Source organism: Thalassotalea agariperforans, assembly GCF_053470345.1.
Map to the genome: position 1 here is coordinate 359,135 of NZ_JBQMWH010000002.1, position 18,577 is coordinate 377,711.

Genomic DNA, 18,577 nt, shown 5'->3' on the forward strand with positions numbered 1-18,577 from the left:
CGTTACTTGTGAAAATTTCGCGCCCTAAATTTTCTGCTAATTTAAGTATTAAAAGCCAAACTATTGCCATTATGGTATTAGGGGTATTTGTCATGGTGACCTTACTAAGTATTGTTACCAGCTATGTTGTTAATCAACAATCACGTGATTTGATGCTAAAAAATGCCATTCAAATTACCGAAGGGTTAGCACAGCAAACCGTATTTCCAATTTTATCTGGCACACCAGAAAATGCAGAAACCGCGATAGCGCAAGTTATGGGGTTTCAGTCGGTGATCAATGCACAGCTCATTGCTGACAGCAGCGCCGTATTTCTTGAAAAAAGTAAAACAGCTTTAAGCCTACCAGTAAAAAATCGTCAACATACTGAAACAACCGTTACCGATAACAATAGCCAATATTGGCTGGTCAGCAGTCCAGTAAAAATAGTATCAAATACCGACAGTGAATTTGAATTTTCCCCCTCTGAGCAAGCTGACGAAATAATTGGTTATGCAGAGGTGCTATACAGTAAGGAAAACCTAAGCAGAGCACAAAAAAACATCACTGTTATCATTTTTGTCGTTGGTCTTAGCTCTGTTATTCTTTTAAGTATTGCTTTACATATTGGTTTAGTCACTTTATTTAAACCGTTAAATGCGCTTGAATTGATCATGGAACAAGCTGAAAAAACCGGTGAGCATAAGTTTGCTAAACTAGCCGGAGCAAAAGAAATACGTAATATGGCTCACTCATATAACAGTATGATGCACGTATTAGAAAAACATGAAGAAAGCATTACCCGCCACCGCGATCAATTAGAAAAAGAAGTTGAAGTAAGAACCAAAGAACTTGTGCTTGCACGTGATACCGCACTCACCGCCAGCAGACATAAATCAGAATTTATGGCCAATATGAGCCACGAACTTCGCACACCAATCCAATCTATAATTGGTTATAGTGAACTGATCACAGAAGAATTAGAGCTTGAAGGTAACTTTACCCTGATTGATGACATGGACAAAGTTAGCAGTAATGCTCAGCGCTTATTAAACATGATCAATAGCTTACTTGATTTAGCTAAAATTGAGGCTGGAAAGCTAGATTTACACCCAACCGACATTAAATTATCAACCTTAGAAGTAACCCTTAATGACGTAATATCTCCCCTTGCCCTCAAAAATAACAACCAATTTGAAATCATTAATAACTCTCAAATAACACAGTTTATTAGCGACAAAGAGAAACTTGAACAAGTGCTGATTAATCTATTAAGTAATGCTTGTAAGTTTACCCAAAATGGTCAAGTAAGCTTAACAATTTACCAACACAATCAAGAACTCTGTTTTGATATTAAAGATACAGGCATTGGTTTAACCCAAGCACAACAACAATACATTTTTGATGAATTCAGGCAAGTTGACAGCAGCGACGCACGAAAATTTGGTGGCACAGGCTTAGGTTTAGCTATAACAAAACGCTTTGTTGAATTAATGCATGGTCGCATTAGTGTTGAAAGTGAAATAGACAAAGGCTCAGTATTTACCGTTGCAATAACATTAAACGAGTCAGAAACTTAAAGGTAAGGTAGCCGTTATAAAATGCTAAAACAACCTATCACAACAGCCTTACCTGCATCTTTTGGTTAAGTACTATAAGTTATAAAACGTCAATACGGGCTACTAGAAATGATACCTAACCTCGCCTAAAAACATACTGCCCGGTTGCGGTAGATCATTAGGAATATTAACAACTGCACCATTATTTATACTTGGCTCTCTAACGTCTTGGTCAAAAATATTTTTTGCTATCAAAGCCAATTCAAACGGTTGCTTAGATGGTGTCCAACGTACAGTTAAATCAGTTAACCAATAATCATCAATATTTGAACGTAAATCCCCTTGATTACGGATACGATCTTGCACTAAATGATTTTTAATATTGAGTTTTAGCTGTTCGTTAATTTTCCAGTCAAGTTGTAAATACCATTGCTGCTCAGGTACAAAAGCGACATCAACATCATTGCTTTTGTTTGTTGCTTTAGACCAAGCATAATTAGCTGCTAACTTTAGCTGTTCGGTTAATTGCCAATTAACTTCTAATTCAGTGCCATAAGCCACCTGTTTACCGAAATTTTGAGCGGTAGATGATGTTTCTCCAGTATCAGGCACAAATTGAATAATATCGTCCCATTCATAGTGATAAAAATTAGCTATCGCACCAAAGCCACTCCCTGGATGATAATCAAAAACCAACTCAGTGGTTTCGATACTTTCTGGTTGAATATTCGGATTACCTAACGCCGTTGGATTATTAATATTGCCTCGTTCTGCAAACGATGGCGCTCGAAAAGCTCGGCCATATAACAATTTGGTTGATAAATTTAAACTTGTCGACCAAACTAATGCTAATCGAGGATTTGTTGTCGAACCAAAATCTGAATAATCATCATAACGAACCCCTGCTGTTAACTCCCAGTCATTAGCAATATTCCAAATATCTTGTACAAATAAATAACGATTTATCCGATCAGTTTCTTTTAAAAACACATAAGGAGAATCTGAAACATCTTGTACTGGGTCGCCAGGAATAATCACATTACCGTCAGCATTAAAACCAAAATTTTTCGTTTCTCTGGTTCGATACAAATCCCCTTTATATAAACCAGCGCCAATACGAAAGGCGTGTTTATCAATACCTGAATAATCTAAAGCTAAATTTAATCGTCGATGTTTTTCCCAAACTTCAGGATTGCCAATAAAACCACCCGTATAAGGAAGGCCGTGTCCCAAATCTGCACCTTTAGGGTAAATATAATAATTAGTTTTAATTTCAGCTGATGTATTAAAATAAGCACTTTGTACATTTAATGTCAGCGTATCATTTAGCTGTTTTTGGTAATTGATATCAAAATTAAAGCGAACACTTTTTTGTTTTGCGCCTGGGTCTAATACTTCTGCCAGCCCCGCACCTGATTCTAAATTATCTCTAAGCTGGTAGCCTGTACGTATGGTTAACCCGTGATAATTCACCTCACCTCTAAAATCTAAATTTTCAGTTGCTAAATTTAAAGTACCGGGCGCTTTACTAACATTAGTGCCAAAAATGTTATCTAGCACGGTTTGACCATCTGCTTCAATTAGATTATTCGCCCCTTTGGTTTTATGGTATTCAACTACAGCCGAATACTTTAAATCATCTTGCTTACCAGCAAAAGTTAACCAAGCATCAGAAGTACTGTTGGAACCCGCGCGAACAGCAACTTCATTTTTGTTTATGTCATCAGCATTTTTAGTAACAATATTAATCACACCTGAAAAAGCATCTGCACCATAAATTGCAGAGCCCGGCCCGCGAATAATTTCAATTCTCGCTATTGCTTCAACTGGCATTCCTCCCCAGTTTTGGCTGCGATTACCAACAAAATTATTAGTGATTGGTATACCGTTAACCAGCATCAACACTTGCGCGTTATAAGTACTATAAACACCACGAAAGCTATAAACCGGATTGTAGTTATTACCATTACGGGAAATATGAAGCCCAGGAACTGTTTCTAAGACATCATCAATGTCGGTAGCCCCCATATTTTTAATTTGTGCTGCGGTAAATACCGAGGCAACGGCTGGCGCTTTATAAATTTGAGTTTTAACGCCGGTTGCTATTTCCACCATCCCCTCACTACCATAAAAGTCATCATAAAAATCAACCGCATCGAAGGTAGGGTCTTGATACTTTTCGGCCTGAGCAAAAGAGCAATAAGCACAAAAAATAGAAAGTGAGATCAGTTTTAACTTCATTATTTTTCTTCCTGCTCTCTTAAATTGGTCACAATCATTAATAAAAAAGTACATATGCCTATTATGTTAACTTGCGTTTTGAGTTGCTGTTTTAGTTAATGTGTTTTGTTCTTTTTGATAACACAATGCTTCTATATTCATTGGTTTGCCAATGTAATAACCTTGTGCGTAGTCAATGCCTAGCTCAATTAATTTATTTAATATTTCTTCGTTTTCAACAAATTCAGCCACGGTTTTTTTATTAAGTGCAATGGCGGTTTCATGAATAGCTTTTACCAGCGCGGCATCGGTGGGATCTGTATCCATGTCTTTTACGAAAGAACCGTCAATTTTTACACTTTGTGCCGGTATTTGTTTTAGGTAAGAAAAGGTACTAAAACCAGTACCAAAATCGTCAATTGAAAAACCGCAACCAAGTTCATTTAAACTAACCACCATACGGTGAGTTCCTGTAATGTTTGATAAACTGGCGCTTTCTGTTAGTTCAAAAATAACCCTCGACGGCTCAATTTGGTATTGTTCGAGTTTTTGTTTAATAAAATCAAGTAACCTGTCGTCGGTGAACGCCTGAGCCGACAAGTTTATCGCCACACAGTTTAGCTCTGCGTATTGATGCATCATGCTCAATGTTTTACCGATCACGTGACGGTCGAGTAAATTCATATCTTCAGCTTTTTCTAACGAAGGAATAAAATCATTTGGATATATCACTTTATCTTCAATTACTAATCTTACTAAAGCTTCATAATAAACAACATCCAGTGTTTTTAAATTAACAACAGGTTGAAAATCCATCACAATTTGATCAGCCACCAACGCCGATTGAATTTTTTGTACCCAATCAAAGCTTTGTTTTAAGCTGTGAGTAACACCATCGTTATGTGCAAAAATGTGAACTCGATTACGTCCTTTTTCTTTGGCGGCAAACATCGCAATATCAGCTTGTTGTAGGTAAATTTCGCTGTTGTGCTGTTCACCATTAATTAATGAAATACCTATACTACAGCTAACTTTATAAATTTGTTCTTCATACTGAAAACAACAGTCGGCAATGGTATTACACAACTCATGTGCTAGCTTTTCAGCCAATAATAGATCTGTTTTTGGCAATAAAATTGCAAATTCATCGCCACCTATCCGGCACAACACATCACCTTGATTAATATGCTCAGCTAATAATTTGGCTATTTCTTTTAATACTAAATCACCTTTATGATGGCCTTGAGTGTCATTAATCACTTTAAAATGATCAAGATCAACATACAAAAGTGCGTATTCAATGCCTGTTTTAGCACTTACTTTAGCAATTTTTGCTAATTCTTCATCGAAATAGTAACGATTATGTAAGCCGGTTAATTTGTCATGTAAAGCAAGGTGTTTTAAATTTTCTTCCGCTTGCTTGCGCATGTTAATGTTATCAATAGTACCGGCAATGCCAGATAATTCACCATATTGATCAAAATAAGGTGATAAATTAACTTCACTCCAAAAATAGTCATTCGTTTTATTGACCAACTTTATTTCAAGGCTAGTATTTGCCTGATGTTCACTAACTTTAGTTAATAACGACTGAATACTTTCTTCAACATAAGCGATCAAATTAATACTGCTAAAATGAATAAAATCAGTAAATAGTCGTCCTATTGATTCGTTAACCAAATAGCCTGTGCATTGATGCCAAGCTTGATTTAAAAAAGTAATACGGCCAGCTGCATTTAACTCAATAACGATGGTATTTAAACTGTCTAAAATTCTAAAATGGGTTTGAGCTAAAGAGTCATATTTTTGTTGTTCACTCAGTAAAGCCACCGTTTTTGCTGAAAACTGCTCATTGGAGATGATAAAGTCTTCACGTTTTACAGCAATATCACACACTTTACGTAATTGTTCGGCTTTAAAAGGTTTTTGAATATAATCTGCCGCCCCTTTCATCAGCATCAATTCGGCAATATCCACAGTACCATGGGCAGTCATGGCAATAACCACTTGCTTAGGATTAAGCGCTATTAAATGCTCTAATACTTGTTCACCTGACATACCGGGTAATTGAATATCAAGTAAAACAATATCGAATTTTTCTTGCTTATATGCCTCAAGCCCTTTTATTCCGTCACTCGCAACTTTAAGTTGAAATTTATGTTGTAACATTCGAACAATAAGATTAGCGGTATCTTCGGTGTCTTCAATGACTAAAATTTTAGGGAGAATGTTTAAATTATTAATATTGTTTAGTGCTTGCTGGGCAACTTCGGCTAGGTGGGAAATATCTTGAAAACTAATAACGCGATTAATGTCGAACATTCTTGCGGTAGTTTCAGCAATACGCTCGCAGTGATTTTCCGTTACCAATACAATCGGAACATCATGACTGGTAGCTAACACCCCAGTACGAATAAACCTTGCTAAGCGCCAGCCGTCAATATCACCAATGGCAACTTCGGTGATCACAAGATCAATATTTCTAACTTTTAAAATTGAAATACCGTCAAGACTATTAGTAGCAGAAATAACCTGATATTGAGACGCTTGGAGCTGTTGTTCTGCTGCTAACCTTATTTGCTCATTTTTAATAATTAATAAAATAATCAAATTGACTACTCATTCTATTTACATTTTTAGTTATTATTATTTATTCAGTTTAAAGCGCTTTTTACTTGCTTTTCAACCCTTATTATTTACATATGATCAGACTTTAATTTTAAAGGGCTAGCGCTGAATAAAAAAATATAATTAAACCGTTTTAATTAAAATAGCAGAAAAAAATTTTATTTCTTACTTGCATTAAAAACAAACACTGTATAAATTACTGTATATACAAACAGTGCTTTTTAAATTGGTTAATTTATGCTTTTACAACTAAACATTCAAAATTTTGCCATCGTACGTTCATTAGAGCTTGAATGGCATAAAGGTATGACAACCATTACCGGTGAAACCGGAGCGGGTAAATCCATTGCTATTGACGCCTTAGGCTTATGTTTAGGCGCTAGAGCTGTTGCCAATGTCGTAAGACCTAACTGCACTAAAGCTGAATTAACCGCGACTTTTGCAATAAATAAAAATATCACGGCAAAAAACTGGTTAAAAAATCATGATTTACTGTTAGATGATGAATGCATTTTACGCCGTGTGATCTCAGCCGAAGGTCGTTCTCGTGCATACATCAATGGTAGCCAAGTTCCCCTTGCACAATTAAAAGAGCTAGGCGGCTTATTATTGAATATTCATGGTCAACACGACCACCAGCTGATTGTAAAAAATACCGAACAACGTCGTATGTTAGACGCTTATGCTGGTCACCATGATTTACAAAATGAAGTAAAATATTACTATCAACAATGGCACACACTGACCAAAGAATTAGATACTTTACAACAAGCAAAAAGTGAACGTGAAGCCAAAAAACAGCTACTGCAATATCAAGTGCGTGAACTTGATGAATTTTCATTACAAGCAGATGAGTTTTTACAACTTGAGCATGACTACAAACGCCACAGTAATGCCCAAGACATTCTTAATCAAACCTTAGCGTCTTTACAAATTCTATCTGAAGACGAGCAATTTAATGTATTAGATGCGTTGCGCAAATGTCATGATCACATGTCTGCCTTAAGTGGTTTTGATAATGAACTTGTTAATATTTCATCGATGATATCAGATGCATTAATTCAGTTAGAAGAAGCAAACAATGACCTTAGACACTACTATGATAAATTAGAATTAGATCCAGAAGCTTTTAGTTTATTAGAAGAACGTTATTCGTTAGCCGTTCAACTGGCCAAAAAACATCAAATTGCACCGGAAAACTTAACTCAATTTCATCAAACCCTATCGGCTGAACTAGCAGCAATGAGCCACGATGAAACGCGTTTAGAAAATATTTATGCTGACATTGATTTAGCCAAAACAAATTATCAAGCCGCGGCAGAAAAACTATCAAACTCACGAATAAAGTCCGCCGCAACCTTAAGCAAAAAAATTACCGCCAGCATGCAAGAGTTAAATATGCCCCACGGCCAATTTAACATTGCGGTAAAAAACGATCATGCTGACACAATTAGTATTAACGGTTTAGATGATATTGAGTTTTTAGTAACGCTAAACCCAGGTCAAAAATTAGAAGCAATGAATAAAGTTGCCTCAGGTGGTGAGTTGTCGCGAATAAGCTTAGCCATGCAAGTGATCCTCGCGAAAAAAGTAGTATCGCCGACCCTGATTTTTGATGAAGTGGATGTTGGTATCAGTGGCCCAACTGCTGCTATGGTTGGTGAAAAACTACAACAATTAGCTCAAAACACACAAATTATTTGTGTTACTCACTTGCCACAAGTGGCTTGTAAAGGTCATCAGCAAATGTTTGTTGCTAAACTCACCGATGGTGAACATACGGAAACAACGGTTACTGAACTTTGTGAACAAGCTCGTGTCCAAGAAATTGCGCGCTTATTAGCAGGTAATAAAATTTCCGAGCATAGTTTGGCTAATGCCAAAGAATTATTAGCCGGTTAATAAAAAGCGATAATTTATTTTGAATAACAAGGCAGGCTCCGTTATTATGCCTTGCTTCATTAAAAAGGTATTTTATTTTCATGGTTAACAAATTAATTTTCATCACGTTATTGTCGTTATTATCTGCCTGTTCAAGTTGGGTTTACCGTATTGATATCCCACAAGGTAATTTTTTAGATAAAAAAAGCGTTGATAAATTACAGCTAGGTATGACCAAAGAACAAGTAAAATTTGTCCTTGGTAGCCCAGTAGTACAAGACAGTTTTGAAAATGATACTTGGCATTATGTCTACCAATTCAAATCTGGTCGCTCAGAAGAACTTAATCTACAAAAACGTTTTACGGTAATATTTGAAGATAATATATTAACTAAAGCCAGTGGTGACTTTGAATTACCTGAGTCTTTTTATACACCTATCGTTAATTAAGAATCACACTTTAGCTTCAATAACTTCTTTTAAGTGGTTTTGAAGCTAAACGTTATATTAATTACTATAGTTAGTTATTTTTACCTCTAAGTGGGTTGACTCTACCACCCGTTACCTTATCAGCACGCCCTTCTTCTTTTGCTTTTTCCGCTCGGCGTTTTCTCACTTCTTTTGGATCGGCAATTAACGGGCGATAAATTTCAATTCGATCTAAATCCGTTAACACTTGCTCAAGCTTAACGGTATGGTTCCAAATTCCCACTTTGTTAACAGATAAATCAATTTCATCAAACATGTCTAAAATACCTGATGTTTGAATTGCTTGTTCAACAGTGCAACCTTGTTCAACCGTTAACGCCATTAATTCTTGTTTTGTTGGTGTGCCATAAACTAATTCAATTTGAATTGTTGATGTTGTTGCTATTTCATCAGACATCAGCTGCATAAACCTCTTTTGCACGCATGGTAAATGCTTGCACTATATTATTAATTAAATGAGTAAATACTCGCCCAAATGCTAAAGCTAGCACCTTATTTGAAAACTCATAGTCTAACTCAAAATGAATTTTACAGGCCTCATCCGACAAAGGTGTTAACACCCACTCTCCAGTTAAATACTTAAAAGGCCCGTCAACTAACGACAAAGTAACTTTATGATTAGTAATTAAGGTATTTTCAGTAGTAAACCATTTTTTGATCCCCCCCTTTGCTACTAATATTGACGCAGTCATTGAAGTATCACTTTGGCTAATTATTTTACTACCACCACAGTCAGGCAAAAAATGCGGATAATTCTCAACATCATTTATTAATAAAAACATTTCTTCAACGCTATGCATAACCAGCGCACTACGACTAATGTTTGGCATTTATCCCCCTTAATTTTATGCCGCTATGATAGCAAAACATGTAAAAAAGCGCATTAGCCTTATTAACTATCTTTAATTTATAAAATAGTCATTTAAAAGCAAAAATTTATACGTATAATGAGCCGCACTATGGCAAAGAAAAAATCAAAAGATAAATCTAACAGCAACACAATTGCGTTAAATAAAAAAGCAAGGCACAACTATAACCTGACAGACAAGTTTGAAGCAGGAATGAGTTTACAAGGCTGGGAAATTAAAAGTATTCGTAGTGGTAAAGCGAATATTTCTGATTGTTATGTTTTTATTAAGGATCGTGAAGCTTATTTAGTTGGTGCGGAAATTATGCCGCTTAACCAAGCGTCAAGTCATGTTGTATGTGACCCTAACCGTGATCGTAAATTATTATTAAATAAACGAGAACTAGATAAATTAGCTGGCGCAGTTGATCGCGAAGGCTATTCACTTATAGCAACGGCAATGTATTGGAAAAAATGCTGGGTAAAACTTGAGTTTTATTTAGGTAAAGGTAAAAAAGATCATGACAAACGTTCTGATATTAAAGACCGCGAATGGCAAGTAGAAAAAGGACGCGCCATGAAAAACAAAAACTTAAATAAAATTTAAGCAAAAACAGATTAAAAATTAACACGTTGTGTATTGCTACAAAGCCTAGTACAATTGGCTTTGAAGCATACCAGCTTTAAACTTTGGGGCTGATTCAGGATTCGACGAGATTCATGAAACCCAAGGTGCATGCCCAGGGGCGGTTGGCCTGGTAAAAAGCCGCAAAACTATAATTGCAAACGACGAAACGTTCGCACTAGCAGCTTAATGCTAGCCATCGCCTCATAGACTCTCCTATTGTCTTGAGAATCGATGGTCACCCTAAATAGGATAGCGAGGGACGCACGCTTGAGGCCGAACCGCGAAATAGTATCAAGCTCACCATGACGAAGCCTGTCGGTTGGCGTCCAATTGGTTAAATAAATAATCGACTAAGCATGTAGTACCGAGGATGTAGGTTTTTCGGACGGGGGTTCAAATCCCCCCAGCTCCACCACCTTAAGAATTAAAGACGCTTTTTAGCGTCTTTTTTTTCGTCTTAAATTCAATAATTATTTTTACCGACTTAAAAAATAATCAAAAAAAAACCACCTTAGTTGAAGGTGGTTTTTATCAATAAGTTCTCATTCACTTATAAGTGAGAAGTACTACGCAACATGTTGTGCTTGTTTTTGGTTATCAAGGTATTCATCTAACGTGCCTTGAAAATCTATAAGCTGTTTGTCTTTTATGTCAATAATACGCGTAGCTAAGCTGGAAACAAACTCACGGTCATGACTGACAAAAATTAAGGTACCTTCAAAGTCTTTCAAGGCGTTGTTTAAAGCATCGATAGCTTCAATATCCATGTGGTTAGTTGGTTCGTCCATGATCAATACGTTCACATCTTGCATCATTAACATACCGAATAATAAACGGTTTTTCTCACCACCTGAGCAATTACGGGCTTTTTTGTTGGCATCGTCGTCGGTAAATAACATACGCCCTAACATGCCACGTACGGCTAAATCGTTGTGACATGGTCTGCGCCATTGTGACATCCAATCCATTAACGTTAAGTCGTTTTCAAAGAAATGACCACTGTCTTGCGGGCAATAACCAATAGCAGCATTTTCAGACCATTTAACCACGCCTTCAAGTTGTTCTAACTCACTCATTAAGCAGCGTAAAAAGGTGGTTTTACCAACGCCGTTTTCGCCAATAATGGCAAGTTTAGCGCCCGCTTCAAGTAATAAGTTACCGTTTTTGAATAATACGCCCTCTTCAAATCCATGGCTTAGGTTTTCTAACTCTAACGCTTGGCGATGCATTTTTTTGCCGGGTGCAAAAGCAATTTTCGGGGTGATACGACTTGATGCTTTAACCTCATCAAGTTTAATTTTATCCATTTTTTTCGCACGTGAACTTGCTTGTTTTGCCTTTGAAGCATTAGCGCCAAAACGGTTAACAAAGTCTTGTAATTCAGCAATTTCTTCCGCTTTTTTGGTATTGCCTGCTAATAGCTGCTCACGTAATAAGCTTGATTGCGCTAAATAAAATTCATAATTACCAGGATATATACGCAACTCACCGTAATCAATATCTGCCATGTGAGTACAAACTGAATTAAGAAAATGGCGATCATGGGAAATAATGATCATGGTACATTTACGTTTATTTAATTCACCTTCTAACCAACTAATGGTGTGAATGTCTAAGTTGTTGGTTGGCTCATCAAGTAACAAAATATCAGGGTTAGCAAATAAAGCTTGTGCTAATAACACACGTAATTTCCAACCAGGTGCCACTTGTTGCATTAAGCCATAATGAAAAGATTCTTCAATACCTGCTTCTAATAAAATTTCGCCAGCGCGACTTTCAGCACTATAACCATCCATTTCAGCAAATTGGCTTTCTAAATCGCCAACACGCATGCCATCTTCTTCGGTCATGTCTGGGTTAGCATAAATGGCGTCACGTTCTTGTTTTACTTTCCATAAAGCAACATCCCCCATGATCACCGTGTCAATAACGCTATGCTCTTCAAAAGCAAATTGATCTTGGCTTAAGGTACCAACTTTATAACCTGAGGTTATTGAAACATTACCTGAGCTAGGTGCAAGTTCACCACTGAGTATTTTCATAAACGTTGATTTTCCGCAACCGTTTGCGCCAATTAAACCGTAGCGGTTGCCATTGCCAAACTTAGCCGAAATATTTTCAAACAACGGCTCAGCGCCAAATTGCATGGTGATGTTAGAGGTAGAGATCAAAACTGCATTCCTAATTTTTCTTAACAGCGTTAATTAATAACTAAAAGTTTAAAAAAACTAGGTGTTAAGGCGTGTGAGTGATGATAAACAATACTGAAAAATTAGCGCTATGTTTGGTCACCAGAATAAGGTGGCGCATTATACAGCAAAGCGCCGAAGATTAATTGATAAATTTAGTTTTTGTCTGAAGATTAAGCGGCATCATGAGCCTGAGTATTTGAATCAAGGCTCGTTAATGGTTATTCAATTTCGTTAGCTTCTTTGATCCGTTCAAGGTTAGCTTCATTTTCTTCAAAGGCCGCTTTGATTTCATCAAGCACGCTACCAACATTTGCTTTAGCATTGGCATCAGCAAAATAACCGGTTAATTCTGTTTCTGGTGTTAGTTCACTTTTTTCATAAATAGCCCACATTTCATGCGCGTATTTTGTACCTAATAATTCCGGTGCATATTGACCATAATAAGCGGTCATATTTTCAACGTCACGGATCAACATCGCTTTTGCATTATTATTCGCAGAGGCATCTACCGCTTGCGGTAAATCAATAATTACTGGGCCATAAGCGTCAACTAACACATTAAATTCAGATAAATCACCATGAATAATACCTGCGCATAACATCCGCAAAACATAAATGATCACTACTTCAAAGTCTTCTATGGCTTGCTCTGCTGTCATCGAAACATCATTTAAGCGTGGCGCAACATCACCGTCATCATCAGTAATTAGCTCCATCAGTAAAACACCGTTATAACAACCATAAGCCTCAGGCACTCTAACACCCGCTTCAGCTAATTGTTTTAAGGCATCAACTTCAGCATTTTGCCATGCTTCTTCTTGTTGAGCTCGACCATACTTAGAGCCTTTTTCCATGGCACGTGCACGTCTACTGTTACGACTTTTACGCCCTTCTTGATATTGCGCCGCTTTTTTAAAGCTACGTTTATTGGCTTCTTTATACACTTTGGCGCAAAGAATATCGTCACCACTACGTACCATATAAACCGTGGCTTCTTTACCACTCATTAACTGACAAATCACTTCGTCAACTAAGCCATCTTCAACAAGTGGCTGAATTCTACTAGGGGTTTTCATGTTACACAGGGTACCTTTAAAACGAAGCTGATACCTTACCCAAGATATCAGAACTGGCGAATAGTTGGCTTAAACGTTGAGCACTTAACTTTGAGAACAATAACGTTAAAAAGACATAAATTTGAGTGTTCGAAAAAGCAGTATAACAGCATGAGCGCCGATAACGTAATTAACCTTAATTTGGTAATAACTAACCTTAACTCGGGGTATGTATATTTCTACATACAATGTCTCTTTTTTCGATAATATCCAGCTTTGCTCACGTAAGTTTAAGTTAATAATATGACATTTTTTATGTTGGCATTTGTCATACTCGCGCTTTCAAAAGCGCTTTATTTTTAAGCGCTATTTTTTTGACACCCACAACAAATCAACCGGCGGTTATCAATGCAATATAATTAATTCTATAAAAATCAGTTTATTAAAAACGTCAAATTAACTTGGCACAACCCTTGATATATCACTAATAAAATAGCTGATGTGGTATTCAAAAATGAAAATATGGCAAGTGGTAAGTTCGATGATAATGGCTGTAATATTAAGTGCTTGTGCAAGCACACAAGAAAATTTTAGCTATTCAGAAGTTAAACGGCCACTAACTTCTGACTTTGAATTAGCCATGTCGTTATTAAATAGGCCATTACCCGAAGATCAATTATTTATGCTCGCTTTCGCTAAACAACAAACCGAGCAATGGGGATATATGAATTATGTTTCAATACTGGGCAATAAGTCTGACTCACCGGCTCCAACTCACGCGAATTGGTTAACAACGGCATTAGATAATGATATTAATGCAAAATTTATTAAAGCTGAAAAACTTTAATATTTTATTTACCTAAACCTATAAACTTATAAATCTATAAAAATTTACAAACAACAAGTTAATGTAGTTCTAGGCTCTGCATTTGAGGATCATTTTCAAACCATAATTCTTTTCTAGCTAATGGCGTTTCAACCGGTAAAAATGGATTACCTATTGTAATGATACGACGATTCGCTAGGTTTGCCCGTTTAATGTTATCCGCATAATGTTGATAAAATATTCGCTCTAACAAGCCATCAGCAATCATTAGCTCTAACCCTTCTTCAATACGCTGGGCTAACTTAGCTTCTTTAGGTGAAATAAAAATATAATACGGGGCAGGAATATAAAGCGCTAACGAAGGCTCAACCACTAAATTAGGGTGGCTATTTTTGCGTAGTAATAATTCATTATAAATTTCATTTGCACCACGTGGAATATAATCAACCCGATTATTTTCCAGCATGTGGTAAAGCCCTCTTAAAGTATTTGCCTCAAAAAGTTTAAAAGCGTGGCTTTTTAATACAGCTGTTGTTGCCCAGCCGATCCTAACACCACCTTGTAACTTTTTAAGATCTTCAAGCGTATGTACATTGGCAAATTTATCGAGATTGTTTTTGTGAACACTTAATAATCGATAATTAAGAATTCCCCGTCTGACAGGAATTCGTATCACAAGGGTATTTTTTTCCCATGCTGGGGTGGTAACCGCCATAAAAGCATTAATGGTGTTACCTGATTTAATTTCCATGATCGCACGTTTAATGGTGGTTGGTGGGCCGTTAATTATAACCTCATAATCACCATACTTTTTTTCTGTAACAGCTAACGCCGTTTGTAAAATAATCATCTTGTATTGAATATGACTATCTTGGCCTTTATTAATACGCACAACGTCTTTAGCTAAGGAGAAAAAAGACAATAAACAGCTAATCATCATTAATATTTTTGGGTTGAACATAAGTAACCTCAAACTCTGTTTATTAGGTATAGCTGTAAATTAACAGTTACGCCATGCAGTTAAAAAACACTAGTTGTTATCAAATTCAAACCATAGCTCTTTTCGATCAAACGGAATGTTTTTAGGTAAATTCGGATTCGTTAATTCGATCATAATGCGTTTACTCAGCTGTGCTTTTTTAATTTTTTCGCCATGAAAACGATTAAAAATTTGTTTTAAAGTGCCATCGGCCACCATGATCTCTAAGCCCTCTTCTATTCGTTTTGCTAACTTAGGAAACTTAGGAGAAACAAAAATATAATACGGCGATTTAATCGATAAGATTAATCTTGGTTCAACAGCCAAATTGGTTAAAGTGGCGCTACGGCTGTCAATTTCATCATAAATTTCATTAATGCCTCGCGGCATATATTTGATCCTGCCGGCAGATAACATTTTAAACAAACCATCTAATGTGTTGGTTTCAAAAATCGGAAAGCCGTGATATTTCAACACATCCGTCATTGCCCAACTTTTTTTTAAACCTAGGGTTAACGTTTTTAGTTGTTGCAGGTTTTTAACTGTTGAAAACAATTCGACATTATTTTTCGTTGTTACCAACAACCTATGTTCAAGCAAACCCCGACGAATAGGAATACGAATCGGCAATAAGGCATCTTCTAACGCTTGCGTGGTCACCGCCATCATCACATTAATATTTTCACCCGATTGAACCTCAACCACAGCACGCTTTTTAACCGCCAGCAATGCTCTTTCAACAATGGCATAATCGCCGTAATCGGCTTTGGTTTTTTCTAGTGAGGTTTTTAATACTTCCAATTTATACAACATGCGTTTGTCATATATCGAAGCGTCTTTATCAAGATAAACAATATCTTTTGCGTTCAAGAAACTCGAAAACAAGCCCACTGAACAACTAAAAATAACAAAATTAAACAGTAACCACGTTTGTTTACTTAACAAGCTAAAACTCTACAACTATTTTAGTGATAACTAGATTATAAGCGAAAACTGATATTTTTCTGTTTGAGACAAAAAAATAATGCTTATGTTTGCGGTGGTGTGATCTCGCACATTTGAAACACTTTTTGCCAATCGTCATCAAAATGGGTTGAAATAGTAATAGGAGCAAGTGTTATTGGATGAATAAAGCTTAACGATTGCGCAATTAACATTAAGCGCTTAAAGCCAAAATGCTCACAAAAAAATGGGTTTTGTTTATTATCACCGTAATTAATATCACCAATAATAGGATGGCGAAGATGGGCTAAATGGCGTCTAATTTGATGGCGACGTCCGGTTTTAGGTAATAACTTAATTAACGAATAACGCACGCTGTTATATTTACCCACCGCAATTGGCAAAGTGGCCGTGGCAATTGATTGATATAAGGTAACAGCCGATTGAGCGGGTTTATTTTGATCGGCAAATTTATCGGCAATTTTGTCGAGTTTTTCTTTTAACGGATGATCAATTTCACCACTACTTATTAAATGGCCACGGGTTAAGGCATAATAAGTTTTTTCAATATTGTGCGAGCTAAACAGCTCCCCCATTTTGCGAGCTACCTCTTCATTTAAGGCAAACAATAACACCCCTGAGGTTGGGCGATCTAAGCGATGTACAGGGTAAACATATTGCCCAATTTGGTCACGTACCAATTGCAAAGCAAAATAAATTTCATGGCGATCTAAATAACTACGATGAACAAATAAACCGGCAGGTTTATCTACCGCAACTAAATATTCATCTTGATATAAAATGGTTAACACAGGTTTTTCTGGCGCTGCCAGCGTACTGCTTGGCTGTTCATTTATAGGTGTTGTCATATTTTTATTAAATCGCCAATAAAGATTATAGAAAGGTTAGAGATAACTTATGGTGTTAAGGCGGTATTATCTCTATAATGCGTGGCTAAAACCACCTAAAATCATGAGTTATTTAACGTGAGTCACATTTCTACTATTTCTGAATTATTAGCTTTATCAAATTGCCAATATCGTATTTACGACATGGGCCGAAAAATAGATAAACTGTCAAAAGAACAATTCGATAAAATTGAAATGACTCATCTGCCTTACCCTTTTCCATCACAAGGGCATGCTTTTCTCGCGATTGCCTTTTGGCAAAAAAAATCGACTGAGCCTTATTTGTGGTTTGTAAAACTTCCTCTTGATGAGCGTGGTTTATTAAACCAAGGTGCGCGTAATCATTTTATTGCCATTATCATTGAAGCGTTAGGATCTGACTTATCGGTTGATCCTACCGAGCAGCAAGAAGAATTATTAAAAAGTAATCCGTATCATTTCACGCCAGCGCAATATAAATTAGCCACCATTAACAGCTTATTAAAAAAAGAGTTAAAACAACCAGCAAGTATACATTATGAACATTGCCAAAGTTATTTTGCTGGTGAGTTAACATGGCAAAACTGGCAAGGAGTTGGCGTACAAGGTATTGCCGATTTTGCCCAACGGTTAAATGAAGATAATAACAACCAACGTTTGCTTAACGCCTTACCTCATTTACCCGATGAAGTATTACAACCGGTTTGTGGCGCATTAGAAAACCAGCAGTTATCGGCAGAGCTAATTGCCGCGCTTATTCAAGGTTATAAAACCAACCGACAATTAGACTGGTACTTACGTGCACTGGCTAGCAGTAGCGAACATCCGCATGTGATCGCATTTATTGAGCAATTATTAGCAGAGCAAAAATTATCGGCTGAAAGTTTAATTACCTTAGCTGGCCGAAACTGGTTAGCCTTAGCGGATAAAACGCGCTTATTAGCGTATTTAGAATGTTTAGTATTAATGCCCGAATCTCAATTATTTCCAGCTATTTTTAAAGACTTGGTTGCAATTCCACAGATCCGCCCCATTTTATTTGAATGCATGCGTGAGCCAAACCGCTCAGCTGACTTAGCCAAAGCAATTGGCGCACTCTTTAATCAACAACAATAAGACCTCTTATGGAAAACATATATTATTTACTGTTCGTTTTATTGGTGTTTTGGTATTTCGTTTACTTGCGAAAAATTGCGGAAATAGGCAATAAGCACGCACAGCAATACTGCGAACAAGCCAACTTACAATTTATTGCCGTAGCTAGGCGTTCAAGTGTGCTTAAATTTAATAAAAAATACGGAATACATTGGCTCAGTAATTTTGACTTTGAATTCAGCGGTGATGGTGAAGCCAGTTATCAAGGCACAATGATTTTACGCGGTTTAAAACTTGAAAACGTTACCGTTCCACCTTACCGCGTACATTAATGGTAACAATAAACCGTTAAAGATATAAAGCATCATCCT

At 36.6% G+C, this 18,577-nt stretch carries 16 protein-coding genes and 1 other RNA gene; 8 read left to right on the forward strand and 9 right to left on the reverse strand.

What is annotated here, in order from left to right:
- The first annotated feature begins 8 nt into the window (after window positions 1-8).
- Window positions 9-1,559 carry a sensor histidine kinase gene (locus ACSLUO_RS04770; RefSeq protein ID WP_448246658.1) on the forward strand — a complete coding sequence of 517 codons (1,551 nt, stop codon included), beginning with the start codon at window positions 9-11 and terminating at the stop codon, window positions 1,557-1,559.
- 102 nt (window positions 1,560-1,661) lie between these two features.
- Here ACSLUO_RS04770 and ACSLUO_RS04775 read toward each other — a convergent pair whose 3' ends face one another.
- The gene (locus ACSLUO_RS04775; protein WP_448246659.1) at window positions 1,662-3,779 is read right to left on the reverse strand and encodes a TonB-dependent receptor plug domain-containing protein; all 2,118 of its coding nucleotides are present in this window, start codon (window positions 3,777-3,779) and stop codon (window positions 1,662-1,664) included.
- A 66-nt stretch (window positions 3,780-3,845) separates the two neighbouring features.
- Window positions 3,846-6,368 carry a GGDEF/EAL domain-containing response regulator gene (locus ACSLUO_RS04780; RefSeq protein ID WP_448246661.1) on the reverse strand — a complete coding sequence of 841 codons (2,523 nt, stop codon included), beginning with the start codon at window positions 6,366-6,368 and terminating at the stop codon, window positions 3,846-3,848.
- A gap of 255 nt (window positions 6,369-6,623) precedes the next feature.
- Here ACSLUO_RS04780 and recN point away from each other — a divergent pair, with 255 nt between their 5' ends.
- Together recN and ACSLUO_RS04790 are read left to right on the forward strand one after the other, a co-directional pair.
- Window positions 6,624-8,288, forward strand: a complete 1,665-nt coding sequence (gene recN / locus ACSLUO_RS04785) for a DNA repair protein RecN (RefSeq protein ID WP_448246663.1) — start codon at window positions 6,624-6,626, stop codon at window positions 8,286-8,288.
- A gap of 80 nt (window positions 8,289-8,368) precedes the next feature.
- Window positions 8,369-8,716 (forward strand): outer membrane protein assembly factor BamE, encoded by a 348-nt coding sequence (locus tag ACSLUO_RS04790; protein ID WP_448246665.1) that lies wholly within the window; start codon window positions 8,369-8,371, stop codon window positions 8,714-8,716.
- A gap of 70 nt (window positions 8,717-8,786) precedes the next feature.
- Here ACSLUO_RS04790 and ACSLUO_RS04795 read toward each other — a convergent pair whose 3' ends face one another.
- The gene (locus tag ACSLUO_RS04795; protein ID WP_448246667.1) at window positions 8,787-9,152 is read right to left on the reverse strand and encodes an RnfH family protein; all 366 of its coding nucleotides are present in this window, start codon (window positions 9,150-9,152) and stop codon (window positions 8,787-8,789) included.
- Window positions 9,145-9,585, reverse strand: coding sequence for a type II toxin-antitoxin system RatA family toxin (locus ACSLUO_RS04800; RefSeq protein ID WP_448246669.1), 441 nt, complete (start codon window positions 9,583-9,585; stop codon window positions 9,145-9,147). Before ACSLUO_RS04800 ends, ACSLUO_RS04795 begins: the two co-directional genes overlap by 8 nt.
- Window positions 9,586-9,714: 129 nt before the next feature.
- Between ACSLUO_RS04800 and smpB the strand changes: the two genes are divergently transcribed.
- The gene (gene smpB / locus ACSLUO_RS04805) at window positions 9,715-10,209 is read left to right on the forward strand and encodes an SsrA-binding protein SmpB (RefSeq protein ID WP_448246671.1); all 495 of its coding nucleotides are present in this window, start codon (window positions 9,715-9,717) and stop codon (window positions 10,207-10,209) included.
- A gap of 85 nt (window positions 10,210-10,294) precedes the next feature.
- Window positions 10,295-10,645, forward strand: a transfer-messenger RNA (tmRNA) gene (gene ssrA / locus ACSLUO_RS04810).
- Window positions 10,646-10,796: 151 nt separating this feature from the next.
- On the opposite strand, the gene ACSLUO_RS04815 is transcribed toward ssrA, so the two are convergent.
- Both ACSLUO_RS04815 and ACSLUO_RS04820 read right to left on the reverse strand, forming a co-directional pair.
- The gene (locus tag ACSLUO_RS04815; protein ID WP_448246673.1) at window positions 10,797-12,401 is read right to left on the reverse strand and encodes an ABC-F family ATPase; all 1,605 of its coding nucleotides are present in this window, start codon (window positions 12,399-12,401) and stop codon (window positions 10,797-10,799) included.
- Window positions 12,402-12,640: 239 nt separating this feature from the next.
- On the reverse strand, window positions 12,641-13,498 hold the full coding sequence (locus ACSLUO_RS04820) for a PA4780 family RIO1-like protein kinase (RefSeq protein WP_448246675.1): 858 nt from the start codon (window positions 13,496-13,498) through the stop codon (window positions 12,641-12,643).
- Between the two features lie 493 nt (window positions 13,499-13,991).
- Between ACSLUO_RS04820 and ACSLUO_RS04825 the strand changes: the two genes are divergently transcribed.
- Window positions 13,992-14,324 (forward strand): hypothetical protein, encoded by a 333-nt coding sequence (locus tag ACSLUO_RS04825; RefSeq protein ID WP_448246677.1) that lies wholly within the window; start codon window positions 13,992-13,994, stop codon window positions 14,322-14,324.
- Window positions 14,325-14,382: 58 nt separating this feature from the next.
- On the opposite strand, the gene ACSLUO_RS04830 is transcribed toward ACSLUO_RS04825, so the two are convergent.
- From ACSLUO_RS04830 to truC, 3 genes are all read right to left on the reverse strand, one after another.
- Window positions 14,383-15,264, reverse strand: coding sequence for a substrate-binding periplasmic protein (locus ACSLUO_RS04830; protein ID WP_448246679.1), 882 nt, complete (start codon window positions 15,262-15,264; stop codon window positions 14,383-14,385).
- A 69-nt stretch (window positions 15,265-15,333) separates the two neighbouring features.
- Window positions 15,334-16,152, reverse strand: coding sequence for a substrate-binding periplasmic protein (locus tag ACSLUO_RS04835; protein ID WP_448246680.1), 819 nt, complete (start codon window positions 16,150-16,152; stop codon window positions 15,334-15,336).
- Between the two features lie 158 nt (window positions 16,153-16,310).
- Window positions 16,311-17,093, reverse strand: coding sequence for a tRNA pseudouridine(65) synthase TruC (truC, locus tag ACSLUO_RS04840; RefSeq protein WP_448246682.1), 783 nt, complete (start codon window positions 17,091-17,093; stop codon window positions 16,311-16,313).
- A 117-nt stretch (window positions 17,094-17,210) separates the two neighbouring features.
- On the opposite strand from truC, the gene ACSLUO_RS04845 reads away from it, so the two are divergent.
- Both ACSLUO_RS04845 and ACSLUO_RS04850 read left to right on the forward strand, forming a co-directional pair.
- On the forward strand, window positions 17,211-18,227 hold the full coding sequence (locus ACSLUO_RS04845; RefSeq protein WP_448246684.1) for a DUF3549 family protein: 1,017 nt from the start codon (window positions 17,211-17,213) through the stop codon (window positions 18,225-18,227).
- Window positions 18,228-18,235: 8 nt separating this feature from the next.
- A complete protein-coding gene (locus ACSLUO_RS04850) occupies window positions 18,236-18,538 on the forward strand; it encodes a DUF3301 domain-containing protein (RefSeq protein ID WP_448246686.1) in 303 nt (100 codons plus the stop codon).
- The last annotated feature ends 39 nt before the right edge of the window (window positions 18,539-18,577 follow it).